The following is a 12,244-nucleotide window of genomic DNA, read 5'->3' as shown; positions in this document are numbered from 1 at the left end:
GCCGGGGTCCCGCGCCCCCGTTACCATTCGGCCGTTCCGGCGGTGCGCTCCTCCGCCCGGCCCTCCCGTCCCAGGCTCCACCCCCGCACACGTCCGCCCCGCGTCGATGACATCCCCCGGCGAGCGCCCCGAAGGCGCGCGCGCCGCGAAGGCGCCCCAGCTTCCCGGCGGCCGGCTTCCCGAGCCCCGCCGCGTCCTGGCGTGGGTCTACGTGGGGCGCCTGTGCCTGGCCGTCGCCGTCTTCCTCGCCGTCCTACTGGCCTGGAAGAACGCCGACCCGGGCACCACGCTCTCCGTCTCGCTGATCCTCTTCCTCTCGGGGGCGTTCACGGCGGGGTCGTTCTGGTACTCCCACCTGGCCCGCTCCGCGCTGGGGAAGGGGTTCCTCTTCGGGCAGGTGCTCTTCGACGTGGGGCTGGTCACCTGGGTGATCCACCTCACCGGGGCGGGGGAGAGCGCCTTCGCGCCGCTCTACATCCTGGTGATCTGCGCCGCGGCCATCCTCCTCCCCATGCTGGGCGGGATCCTGGTGGGCGTGCTCGCCAGCGTCCTGTACTTCGCCGACGTGGCGCTCGGCGCCCCGTACGCGCTCACCGACGCCGGCGTGATCCTGCAGACGGCGCTCTTCGCCACCGTCGCGCTGGTCACCGGCTACCTGGCCGACCGGCTCCGGCAGACCGGCGCGGAGATCGAGACGGAGCTGCGCCTCCTCCGCGTCTCCCGCGACGACATCCTGGCGAGCATCAACACCGGGATCCTGACGGTGGACGGGCGCGGGCGCCTGGTGTACATGAACCCCGCCGCCGCGGAGCTGCTGCGCCTGGCCCCGGAGGAGTGGACCGGCCGGCCGGTGCTGGACGAGCTGGACGGGATCGCCGACGGGCTGGGCGCCATCATCCGCCGCTCCATCGTGACCCGCAAGGCGATCCGCCGCTCCGAGACCTCCGCCGCGCGGGAGGGCGGCACCATCCTGGGAGTGAGCACCACCCTGGTGGAGCGCCCCGACCCGGACGGCCCCGCGGTGAACGCCATCTTCCAGGACATCACCGAGCGGATGCGGATGGAGTCGCTCCGCCGCCGCGCCGAGCGCCTGGAGGCCGTGGCGGAGCTCTCCGCCTCGCTGGCGCACGAGATCAAGAACCCGCTGGCCTCCATCCGCAGCGCCACCGAGCAGCTCACGGGCGAGGGGATCGACCGGGAGGACAAGGAGGTGCTGGAGCGGCTGGTGGTCCGCGAGTCCGACCGCCTGAGCCGCCTCCTCGCCGAGTTCATCGACTTCGCGCGGGTGCGGGTGCACGAGCCGGAGCCGGTGCGCGTGCGCCGCGTGGTCACCAACGCCGTGGAGATGGTGCGCGCCCACCCGGACGCCTCCGGCCGCACCATCCGCATGCTCCTCCCCGACGGGGACGGCCCGGCGGTCCGCGGCGACGAGGACGTGCTGCACCGCGCCGTCGCCAACCTGGTGCTGAACGCCGCGCAGTGGGCGGGGGAGGGGGGCGGGGTGGAGGTGGAGCTGGACACGCAGAGCTCCGACGTGCTCGCCCCCGAGCTGGGGATCTCCGAGCTGGTCCGCATCCGCGTGACCGACACCGGCCCCGGGATCCCGGCCGAGGACGCCGACCACGTCTTCGACCCCTTCTTCACGGCCCGGCCGGGGGGGACCGGGCTGGGCCTGGCGCTGGTGCAGCGCGCCGCGGACGTGCACGGCGGGACGGTCTTCGTGGACCGCACCCGCGACGTTCCCGGCGAGGGCGCTACCTTCGTCGTCCTGCTGCCTCTTCCCGCCCCCGAGACCGATCCACGCACCCCGAGGAGCGCCAAGTGAGCCAAGCACCCAAGATCCTCGTCATCGACGACGAGACCGCGATCCTGGACACCCTCCGGATCCTCCTCAAGCGGGAGGGCTTCGACGTGCAGACCGCCGTCGGGGGCCGCGAGGGGCTGGAGCGCATCGGCGAGGTCCGCCCCGACGTGCTCCTCTCCGACGTGCGGATGCCCGGCGTGGGGGGGCTGGAGATCCTCCTGGCCGCCCGGGAGCAGGACCCCACGCTCCCGGTGATCCTGATGACCGCCCAGGCGTCGCTGCAGACGGCGATCCGGGCCGTCAACGAGGGGGCCTTCTACTACATCCAGAAGCCCTTCGCCAACGACGAGATGGTGGCCATCTGCCGGCGCGCCGCCGAGTCGCGGCAGCTCAAGGTGGAGAACCAGGCGCTCAAGACGGAGATCCGCCGCCGCGAGCGCTCCGACACGGTGCGCCCCATCGGGAAGAGCCGCAGCTTCACCGACGTGCTGAAGCTGGCCGAGACGGTGGCGCCCTCGGACTCCACCGTGCTGATCTCCGGCGAGTCCGGCACCGGGAAGGAGGTGCTCGCCCGCTACCTGCACGAGCGCTCCGACCGCGCGGAGGGGCCCTTCGTCTCCATCAACTGCGGCGCCCTCCCCGAGACGCTGCTGGAGTCCGAGCTCTTCGGCCACACCAAGGGCTCCTTCACCGGCGCCGTGCGCGACAAGCAGGGGCTGTTCGTGGCCGCCAAGGGGGGGACCTTCTTCCTGGACGAGGTGGGGGAGATGTCCCCGGCCACGCAGGTGAAGCTGCTCCGCGCGGTGCAGGAGCGGGAGGTGATCCCGGTGGGCGCCACGGAGACGGTCCCCATCGACGTGCGGATCATCGCAGCCACCAACCGCGACCTGGAGGAGGAGATCCGCCGCGGCGCCTTCCGGAGCGACCTGTACTACCGCCTCAACGTCATCACGCTGCACCTGCCGCCGCTGCGGGAGCGCGCCGACGACGTCCCCATCCTGGTGGACTATTTCCTCCAGCGCTTCGCGAAGACCCGCGGCAGGGCGCCGATCCGGCTCGCCGAGGAGACGATCCAGGCGCTCCAGTCGTACGAATGGCCGGGCAACGTGCGGGAGCTGGAGAACGCGCTGGAGCGCGCCATGGTGCTCACGCCCGAGGGCGACGAGGTGAGGACCGCCACGCTCCCCACGCGGATCACGGAGCGCGCGGTGGTGCCGCTGGTGTCGGACCGGCTGCCTCCCAACCCCACGCTGGAGATCATCGAGCGGGCCTACATCTTCTGGGTGCTGCAGTCTGAGGGGGGGAACAAGTCGCGCGCGGCGGAAGTGCTTGGAATCGACCCGTCCACGCTGTACCGTAAGCTGATGCGCTACGGGATGGACGCCTGAGCCGGAAGCGGCGGCCTCCATCCGCACCCTCCACCCCCGGTGCGCCATGATCCGCTCCGCCGCCCTCGCGCTCGCCGCACTCTGTCTCGCCCCCGCCGCCCCTGCGGCGGCCCAGCAGCCGACGCAGCTCGACGGCATCTACTACGGGCTGCGGACCAACCTCGTCACCAAGCGCATCAACCAGGCGTACCTGACCTTCCTTCCGGACGGCCGGGTGGCGAGCGACGATCCGGCGGAGGGGCTCGCGGAGCCGGTGGACTTCGAGGGCATGTGCAGGTACGGCCGGTGCGGAAGCTACCAGGTCCGCGGGAGCGAGGTGCGCATCCGCTGGCGGGAGGGCGGGGAGGAGGTGTACGACCGCGGTGCGTCCGGCGAGCTGAAGCAGCGCGGCCGGAACCAGAGCTACCGGCCGGTGGCGCTGCTGGACGGGATGCGGCTGGACGGCGAGTTCGCCATTGTGGACCCGCAGACGGGCCGGGCGGTGGTCGGGATCCGCTTCGGGCCGGACGGCGAGTTCCTGGAGAACAACCTGATGGGGTTCACCAACTGGGAGATGCTCGCCCGTGACGGGGAGCGGCGCGTCGCACTCCCCCTGGGCTACGGCCGCTACTCCATCCACCGCAACACCCTGGAGCTCCGCTACGAGGGCGGCCCCGTCGCTCGCTTCGTCATCCTCATCCCGCCGGGCCAGCCCCAGACCCCCGCCGCCAGGACCCTGATCATCAACCAGGCGGTACTTCCGCGGGTCCGCTGACCGACGGCGGGACGTCCTGCGCCTGTGGGTCCTCCCGGTACGGAAACTGCCGGGATCGCTCTCCCCGTCGGGGTCTTCCGGCGGGCAGCGGGGCGAGGGGAGAGGCCCGGTCTCCCTCCGCGTCGTCCCTCGTGCACCGGGCGGGCCGCGGCCAAGGGGGTGGTGCGATGGACATCCTGCTGGCGGGCGGGCGCTCCGCGGAGGCGGCCGCGCTCCGTGCCTCGATGGAGTCGCTGGGGCACCGGGTCTTCGGGCCCGCGCCGGGAGCGCGCGAGGCGGCGGCGCTCCTGCGCTCCCGGCGCCCATCGGTGGCGGTGCTGGTGCTGGAGGAAGCGGCGGGCGCGGCCGAGGTCGGCGCGGCGTGCCCTCTCCCGCTCGTGCTGGTGCTCCCGCGGCGGGACCCGGCCATCGTGGAGCGCACCGCCGGGCTGGCGGTGTTCGCGTGCCTGGTGGAGCCGGTGGCGGAGGAGCAGATCGGGCCGGCGCTGCGTCTGGCCCTCGCCCGCTGGGACGAGATGTCCGCGCTCCGCGTCCGGGTGGCCGAGCTCGCCCGGCGCGTGGAGCAGCGCGGCGCCGTGGAGCGCGCCAAGGGGATCCTGATGGAGGTGCGCGGGATCTCCGAGGGCGACGCCTACCGGCTGCTGCGCCGCGAAAGCCAGAACCTGCGCAAGTCGATGGCCGAGGTGGCGGGCACGGTGGTGGCGATGGAGGGGGTCTTCCGCGCCCGGGCGGGTGCCGCGCCCCGGCCGGAGCCCGCGCGCACGGAGGCGTGTGCCGGATAGGGCGGAGCGGCGCGGCCTGGAGCTCGTTCCCGTGGGCGGGGCGGGGGAGGGGCTCCTGGAGTGGCTGGGGCGCGAGCTGGACCGGGTGTTCGGCACCCGCTCCTTCCGCGGTCCCCCGCTCCCCCTGCTGGACGCGTGGCGCGACCCGGAGACGGGGCAGCTCCGCTCCGGCGACGTGGTGGACGCGCTGGTCGCCCGCGCCGACGCCCTCCGCTCCGACGGGTCGCGCCTCTGGTCGCTCGCCCTGGCCGATGCGGACCTGGGCGCGCCGGGGCGCACCTTCGTCTTCGGCGAAGCCACGGTGCGCGGGTGCTGCGCCGTCGTGAGCCTTGCTCGCCTGGCCGACCCCGGCGAGAACCCCGGCTCCCCCCGCCTCCGGGCGCGCCTCCTGGCGGAGGCCACGCACGAGCTGGGGCACGTGGCGGGGCTGGAGCACTGCGACCGTGGGGCGTGCGCAATGACCCCCACCGCCACCGTCGAGGAGGTGGATCGGCGGGGCGGCGAGCTCTGCGCCCGGTGCATGTCGCTGCTCCGCGGCGCGGCGCCGATTCGTTCCGCTTGATATCCCGGCGGTCGGGGCTTACTTTGCGTCGTCCGCAGTGGTATCCGTCGTACCCGCTGGCCGAATCCCATCCTTCTCCGGCTCCATTCGCGGGTTGCCCGTGACCGAAGACATGTCACCCCGTTCGCTTCGACGCGCCTACCTGGAATGGGTGGAGGAGCAGGTCGAGGCGTTCAAGGAGAGTATCCCTCGTGGCGACCTCCTCCGCCTGGCGGACGAGGTGGTGAGCGAGCTGCGCGTAGGCGACCACGGGCAGTACCAGCTCACCGAGCTGCTGCTCTGCACCGCCATCGACCGCCGGATCACGCGGATGCTCCGGCTCCCGGGCTATCGCGCCTGGTGCGCCGAGCGCCGCCAGGAGCCGCTCCCCGTCCGCCCGCCGTCGGCTCCGGCTCCGCCCGTCTCCCTGGTCGAGGAAGCGGTGGAGGAGATGGAGCCCCTGGAGAGTGTCGCTTAGACACGGGAAGAGCGTTTCACTCCGACACGCCCCGGCCTCGCGCGGGTGGGGGCATCTCTTCCAAGTGGTGCGCTGGCATGGAGTTGCGGGGCAGGTGAACCTGGGGTATGCTGCGTGCGTACAAGGCACCACGGCGCGACCGGCGCCGTCCGTGCCTTTTTCATTCAGTTTACATTCGTATGGCGAACAACGCTGACCGGGACGACGCCTGCTGCACGGCCGAGAACCGCGACTGGAGGGGAGGGGGAGAGGACGCCGGGGTGGGCCGCAAGCGGCCTCGCGCGGTCGCCTTCGTGTGGGGCCCGGAGGTTTCGCCCGCGCCCTCGCTCCCCTTCGGGCGGTGGAAGACGGCCGTGCGCGTGGCCGCATAGAACGGAAGGACGAGGTAGGGAGTACGGGGCAGCGGGACGCCCCCGCCGGGAGATCCGGCGGGGGCGTCTCGGTTTTGCGGCGTCAGCGCAGCGTCGCGATCCGCTCGACGAGGTGCGGGTCGTCGGGGAGCTGGCCGGCGGCGGGGAGGCGGCGGACCAGCTCGCGCCAGCTCCGGTCCTGCGCGAAGGCGCGCCGGAAGAGCGGGAGCGACTCCTCCACCCGGCCGGCGTTCACCAGCATGACGGCGTGCCAGAAGACCATCTCGCCGTTGGTGGCGGAGTCCGGCACCATGGCCTGGGCGGCGCCGTACTCGCGGATGGCCGCGTCCACCTCGCCGCGGGTGACCGCCTCGTCGCCCGCGTTCATGTGGCGGTAGGCGCGGGCCAGGTGCACCAGGCGGCGCAGCTCCGCCACGGGCGCGGGGTGGTCCTCCACGCGCAGGTCGAAGACCCGGTCCGCCCAGGGGCGCCCCGTGGGCTTCCCGCCCACGACGACCAGCGCGGCGGACTGGCTCCCCCGGATGTCGCCCCCCGCGCGCTGGGCGGCCTCGAGCGCGGCCAGCATCCGCTCGGCCAGGTCGCCGCGGGTGGACTCGAACGCCTGTGCCATGGGGTCCCACACGTTCTCCCGCATCAGGTTGGCCTGCACCGAGAAGTTCTTCCCCACGCGGTGCCCCGCCGCCTCGATCGCCTTTCCGCCGGTCCACGCCTCCACGTTGCAGCGGGCGTCGATCATCGCCACCTGGCGCACCTCGGTGTGCGCGTCCGCCGCGAGGAGCGCCTTCAGCGCCTCCGGCCCCGTCTTCCCCGCGCGCATCAGCTCCAGCCCCAGCGGCCCGTACGACGGCTCCACGAACGACTGCGTCGCGACCGCCCCCACCCCCGCCTCCGCCCAGGGGACGATGGGCCCCACCGAGAACCAGTGCGACTGCACCGCCACACCCAGCTCCCCCGTCTCGGGATCGCAGGCCACGATGGAGTAGGTGTGCACCGGCCGCGGCGGCGCCGCCCCTCCGAAGGCGCCCTGCGCCTGGACACCCGTCGGCAGCGCCGCCGTAGCCGCCAGCCCCGCCGCCACCCGAAGAAGCTTCCGCCCTGTATGTCCGTACATGGTGAGGTCCTCGAGAGGGAAAAGGAAACGGCGACCCACTCCGGGCCGCCGCTCTTCGAAACCCATGCTGCGGAGCGAGACAGCCGGGCAGTTCCGGCTGGCTCGCGGAGCCGGAGCGGAGACACCGGGGCTGTTTCCGGTGGCTCCGCGACCCGCGGAAGAGACCGGCGGCAGTATCGCCGGGCTCTGGAGCGGCCCCACCCTCCGCGTCAAGCCATCAAACCGCGTCGGAAAGCGACGAGAACGTGAAGTCGCGCACCTTCAGCGCCGGCACTACCACCGCGCTGGACACGTCGCCCGACTCGGACGCGGAGACCGCCACCGGGCGCCCCATCATCTCGACGTTGTTGAGCATGAACACCGGCGACTCGTTGTAGCGCAGGTTCTTCACCGCCGAGACGATCCGGCCGTTCTCGATCAGGAAGGTGCCGTCGCGCGTGAGCCCCGTCCACAGGATGGTGCGCGGGTCCACCGGCCGGTTGTACCAGAAGCGCGTCACCAGCAGCCCGCGCTCCGTGGAGGCGATCATCTCCTCGACGGTGGCGTTCCCCCCCTGCATGTAGTACCCGGCGAGGAACCCCGTGGGCTCCACCCCCTGCTTGTGCGCCCAGAAGCGGTCGTACACCAGGTTCTTCAGCACGCCGTTCTCGATCCACACCATGCGGCGGTTGGGGAGCCCCTGGTTGGTGAACGGGGAGGTGGAGAGGTTCGGGTCCAGCGGGTCCGACCAGATGGTGACGCGTTCGTCCAGGAACTTCTCGCCGATGCGGTTCCCTCCGCCCTGCTTGGAGAAGAAGGAGCGCCCCTCGTCCGCCGTGCGGGCCCCAAGCGAGCCGGTCATCAGCCCCACCATGTTGGCGACCGCGGTGGGCTCCAGGACCACCGTCCACTCGCCGGGCTCCACCGCCTGCGGGTTCCGGGAAAGCTCCGCCTTGCGGATCGCCCGCTCCGCCAGCTCGGCGGGGTTCACCTTGCTCCAGTCGCTCGCACCCGTCCCGGCCCACCCGGAGCCGGTGCCGTCCGGGGTCCGGACGGTGGTGGTCAGGTTCGCGCGCGACGCCTGGTTGTACGCGAAGAGGCCGCGCTTGGTGGCCACCGCCTGCGCCCCCGCCACGGAGGTGAGGAAGCCGGTGGACACCAGCCCCCGCTGCTGCGCCGGGCGGGCGATCGCCAGCACCGCGGCGGCGCGCTCCTCCGGGGTGAGGTTCGCCGTGGACTCGAAGTAGCCGGGCGTCGCGGGGTACTGCTGCGGGCCCAGCTCGCCCAGGTACTCCGGGTCCTCGGGGACCAGGCGGGCCAGCCGCTCGGCGGTCTCCACCACCTGCCGGAGCGACGCGTCGTCGAAGCGGTTGGTGGTGGCGGACGCCACCTGCTTCCCCCACGCGGTGGTCACCGTGAGCGTGGCGTCGCGGGTGTCGCCCGCGGTGCTCACCTGGTTCTGCGCGAAGCGGGTGTTCCCCGTCACGCCGCTGTTGATGTTCACCCGCACCTCGTCGGCCTTCGACATGCCGAGCACCTTGGTGGCCAGCGCCTCGGCCTCCTGCCGGGTGAAGAAACGGTTGTCGGCCATGCTCTAGGCCCTCCGTCCGGTGTTGATGACGTTGATCTTGCGGTGGCGCGTGGGGACGCAGCCGTGCGACACGGCGTTGGACTGCGAGGGCTGCCCCTTGCCGTCGAAGAACGAGCCGCCCAGGAAGTAGCTGCTCTTCCCGCCGAGGCCGTCCATGGCGTTCCAGAACTCCGGGGTGCGCATCTGGTAGGCGACGTCCTTCAGCATCTCGCCCACCTTGCCGTTCTTGATCTCGTAGTACGCCTGCCCGCCGAACTGGGCGTTGTAGCGCTGCTGGTCGATGGAGAAGGACCCGTCGCCGTCGATGAGGATGCCGTCCTTGACGTCGGCCACCAGCTCGTCGAGGGAGACGTCGCGCTCGGGATGCGGGAGGAGGTTCACGTTGGGCATGCGCTGGAACTGCACGTCCGACCAGCTCTCCGCGTACGAGTTGCCGTGCGAGCGCACGGGCTTGCCGATCTGGCGGTACCAGTCGGCGAGCATGGGGGCCTGCTCGCGCGTGGTCTGCAGGTCGTGCAGCACTCCCTGCTTCACGATCAGGTACTCGTCCGGCTTGACCCCCTCGTCGTCCCACCCCACGGTGGAGAGCCCGCCCGGGGTGGAGCGCTCCCCCTGGATGTTCATGAACTCCGGGCCGTAGCGGAACTGGCCCAGGAACTTCTCCACGGGGTGGATGAACGAGGTCCCGGCGTAGTTGGCCTCGAACCCCATGATCCGGTCCAGCTCGGTGGGGTGCGCGATGGACTCGTGGATGGTCAGCCACAGGTGCGTGGGGAGGAGCACCAGGTCGTAGCGCCCCGGCTGCACCGGCTTCGCGGACAGCTTCCGCACCGCCGTTTCCGCCCACCTGGGCGCGTTCTCCACGAAGTTCGAGTCGCGGACGTGCTCGTACCCCAGCCCCATGGGCTGCACGTCCGTGGACTGCAGGTTCTGGAACTCGTTGTTCCCCACCGCGGTGACCGTCATCCGCGGGAAGGAGCGGTAGAGAGTCTGCTGGGTGAAGGTCCCCTCGGTGGAGGCGAAGGTCTTGTCCTGGCGCAGGAAGAACATGTTGAAGTTGACGAAGCGCGCGCCCTGGACCTTGAGCGCCGCCTGGTTGGCGGCCAGCATCAACCCCACCTTGTCCTCGATGGAGACGTCGAAGGGGTCGATCTGCACCGGCGAGCGCCACTCCCCGTCCGGCCATTTCTGCACCGGCGCCAGCACCACCGGCCGGACCTGGGCGGCGGCGTTGGCCTTCGCCTGCGACACGGCCTGCCGCGCCACCCGGGCCACCTCGTCCAGCGACAGCTCGCGGCTGGCCGCGAAGCCCCAGCCGCCGTTGGCCAGGACGCGCACGCCGAAGCCGTACGTCTCGTTGTCGGAGAGGCCGGTGATCTGCTGCTCGCGGGTGGACAGGGCCTGGTTGCGGTTGCGGGAGATGCGCACGTCGGCATAGCTGGCGCCGGCCCCCCTGGCCGCCTCCAGCGCGCGCATTGCCAGCTCCCGCACGGCGGGGTCGGCGCCGGACGCCACGCGGGCCGCCGGGGAGACCGCCGCCAGGGCCTCGGGCCCGAACGCGGTGAGCCCGGCCGCCACCAGGGCGCTCTGCGCCAGGAACTCTCGACGATCCATGGGAATCTCCGGGAGGTGTTGGGTGGGAGGGTAGGATCCCGAACTTAGAACGGGCGTTCGAACCGGGCAAGTGCGGGGGCGGTGCGGGGATTGCTGTCGTCCCGCGCCATGAGCCAGCCCTCCCCTCGGATCGCGGTGGTCGGCGCGGGCCCCGCCGGGGCCGCCGCCGCCCACACCCTCACCCGCGCCGGGGGCTCGGTCGTGGTCTTCGAGGCCCGCCCGGCGGTGGGCGGGCGCACCCGTACCGGCGAGGTGGAGGGGTTCCGCGTGGACCCCGCCGTCCAGCTCTTCGGATCGATGTACACGGAACTGTTCCGCTTGTTGCGCGAGGCCGGGGCGGGCGCGCTGGCGGTGCGCTCCCCCGGGCGGGACGCGCTGCTGCGGAACGGGCGCGCGCACGAGGTGGTCTACGGCAGCATCCCCAGCATGCTGGCCTCCGGCGCGCTCCCCTGGGGGCTCAAGGTGCGGCTGGGAACCCACTACCTCCCCTTTCTGACCCGCCACGCCCACGCGCTGGACATGCACGCCCTGGAGCGCGCGGCGGAGCACGGGCTGGACCGCGAGTCCATCGCCGAATGGGGCGAGCGGGAGATGGGGCGCGAGTTCACGGAGTACCTGGCCTACCCCTTCCTCGCCACCGGGTACGGCGTGCTCCCGGAGGAGACCACGGCGGCGCTCTACCACATGCTGGCCCACTACGGCGCCGGCGTGGAGATCTTCGCGCTGCGCGGCGGCGCCTCCGGCTTCTGCGAGGCGCTGCTGGCGGGGGTGCGGGAACGGGGCGGGGAGGTGCGGACGGGCTCGCGGGTGGACCGGGTGGAGGCGCGCGACTCCGGCGCGGAGGTGGCCGGGGAGGGGTGGAGCGAGCGCTTCGACGGGGCGGTGGTGGCGGTGCCGGCGCCGGTCGCGCAGGGGCTCCTCCCCGGCACCCCCGCCGCGGCGTGGCTGGCCGGGGTGCGGATGCGGCCGGCGGTCTCGCTCGCCCTTTTCCTGGACCGCCCGGCCGGGGTGCGCTGGTTCGGCCTTTCCTTCCCGCGGGGCGAGGCGCGCGCCGCGGCGGCGGTGGCCGTGCAGGAGAACAAGGGGCCGGGGCTGGTCCCGCCCGGGAAGGGGCTCGTCGTGGTCTTCCCCACGCCTGGCGCCGGGGAGCGGCTGCTGGAGGCGGAGCCGCGCGCGGTGCTGGACGCGCTCCTCCCGGACGTGGCGCGGGCGCTCCCCGGAATCGACGGTGCGGTCACCCGGGCGCAGGTGTTCCGCTGGCGCTCCGGGTGGACGCTCTTCCCGCCCGGCTGCCTGGCGCGCCTCGCGGAGTTCCGGCGGGGCGGGGTGGAGGGCGATGAGCCGGTGGCCCTCGCGGGGGACTACCTGCACGCCCCCACGGTGGAGGGTGCCGTGACGGCGGGGGTGAGGGCGGCCCGGCGGGTGCTGCAGCGGCTGTAGGGTTGTTGCGCGTCCAGAGGCGTGACTGCGCGGAAGCCTGCCATGCGTCTCGGCCGCCGGTGAATACGATCTCCTTGCATGCGCACAATAACAGACATATACTGAGGACGCAGTCAGCTCGCACCCTCACTCCAGGAGGTAGAAATGAGCCGCATCATCCGCTCGGGTACGCGTGGACTCTTCACCGCCGTGATCGCAGCCTCGCTCGGGTTCGGGGCGACCCAGGCGCTCGCGAGCTCCGGGGACCGTGCTCCCGAATCGGCGCGCCAGACGTGCACCGGCCGCTGCAACGACGAATGCCGCCTGGCGGGGTGGTCCGGTGGCTACTGCGACGAGAAGGGCTACTGCCACTGCTACGAGCTCTGAGCCCGCTTCGGCGCCGGGCCCGCGG

The 12,244-nt window shown here is 72.6% G+C and carries 12 protein-coding genes; 9 read left to right on the top strand and 3 right to left on the bottom strand.

The window, feature by feature from the left end; all coding sequences use genetic code 11:
• Window positions 1-106: 106 nt before the first annotated feature.
• The 7 genes from VGR37_04800 to VGR37_04770 all read left to right on the top strand — a co-directional run bounded on the left by VGR37_04800 (window position 107) and on the right by VGR37_04770 (window position 6,118).
• Window positions 107-1,825, top strand: coding sequence for an ATP-binding protein (locus VGR37_04800; GenBank protein ID HEV2146716.1), 1,719 nt, complete (start codon window positions 107-109; stop codon window positions 1,823-1,825).
• Window positions 1,822-3,192, top strand: coding sequence for a sigma-54 dependent transcriptional regulator (locus VGR37_04795; protein HEV2146715.1), 1,371 nt, complete (start codon window positions 1,822-1,824; stop codon window positions 3,190-3,192). The genes VGR37_04800 and VGR37_04795 overlap by 4 nt, the downstream gene beginning before the upstream one ends.
• A gap of 46 nt (window positions 3,193-3,238) precedes the next feature.
• Entirely contained in the window at window positions 3,239-3,946 is a 708-nt protein-coding gene (locus tag VGR37_04790; protein ID HEV2146714.1) for a hypothetical protein, read from the top strand.
• 167 nt (window positions 3,947-4,113) lie between these two features.
• Window positions 4,114-4,728 (top strand): ANTAR domain-containing protein, encoded by a 615-nt coding sequence (locus VGR37_04785; protein ID HEV2146713.1) that lies wholly within the window; start codon window positions 4,114-4,116, stop codon window positions 4,726-4,728.
• Window positions 4,718-5,290: an archaemetzincin gene (locus VGR37_04780; protein HEV2146712.1), complete on the top strand. Its 573-nt coding sequence runs from the start codon at window positions 4,718-4,720 to the stop codon at window positions 5,288-5,290. The genes VGR37_04785 and VGR37_04780 overlap by 11 nt, the downstream gene beginning before the upstream one ends.
• A gap of 112 nt (window positions 5,291-5,402) precedes the next feature.
• Entirely contained in the window at window positions 5,403-5,747 is a 345-nt protein-coding gene (locus VGR37_04775) for a hypothetical protein (GenBank protein HEV2146711.1), read from the top strand.
• Window positions 5,748-5,926: 179 nt separating this feature from the next.
• Window positions 5,927-6,118 (top strand): hypothetical protein, encoded by a 192-nt coding sequence (locus VGR37_04770; GenBank protein ID HEV2146710.1) that lies wholly within the window; start codon window positions 5,927-5,929, stop codon window positions 6,116-6,118.
• An 82-nt stretch (window positions 6,119-6,200) separates the two neighbouring features.
• Here VGR37_04770 and VGR37_04765 read toward each other — a convergent pair whose 3' ends face one another.
• The 3 genes from VGR37_04765 to VGR37_04755 form a co-directional block, all read right to left on the bottom strand.
• Window positions 6,201-7,229 (bottom strand): DUF1028 domain-containing protein, encoded by a 1,029-nt coding sequence (locus VGR37_04765; GenBank protein ID HEV2146709.1) that lies wholly within the window; start codon window positions 7,227-7,229, stop codon window positions 6,201-6,203.
• Between the two features lie 217 nt (window positions 7,230-7,446).
• On the bottom strand, window positions 7,447-8,799 hold the full coding sequence (locus VGR37_04760; GenBank protein HEV2146708.1) for a TldD/PmbA family protein: 1,353 nt from the start codon (window positions 8,797-8,799) through the stop codon (window positions 7,447-7,449).
• A 3-nt stretch (window positions 8,800-8,802) separates the two neighbouring features.
• Window positions 8,803-10,413: a TldD/PmbA family protein gene (locus tag VGR37_04755; GenBank protein HEV2146707.1), complete on the bottom strand. Its 1,611-nt coding sequence runs from the start codon at window positions 10,411-10,413 to the stop codon at window positions 8,803-8,805.
• Between the two features lie 108 nt (window positions 10,414-10,521).
• On the opposite strand from VGR37_04755, the gene VGR37_04750 reads away from it, so the two are divergent.
• Window positions 10,522-11,853 (top strand): NAD(P)/FAD-dependent oxidoreductase, encoded by a 1,332-nt coding sequence (locus tag VGR37_04750; protein ID HEV2146706.1) that lies wholly within the window; start codon window positions 10,522-10,524, stop codon window positions 11,851-11,853.
• Between the two features lie 144 nt (window positions 11,854-11,997).
• Entirely contained in the window at window positions 11,998-12,219 is a 222-nt protein-coding gene (locus VGR37_04745; GenBank protein ID HEV2146705.1) for a hypothetical protein, read from the top strand.
• Window positions 12,220-12,244: the final 25 nt, after the last annotated feature.

Source organism: Longimicrobiaceae bacterium, from assembly GCA_035936415.1.
Classification (GTDB): Bacteria; Gemmatimonadota; Gemmatimonadetes; order Longimicrobiales; family Longimicrobiaceae; genus JAFAYN01.
This window is presented reverse-complemented; position numbering and strand designations above follow the sequence as displayed.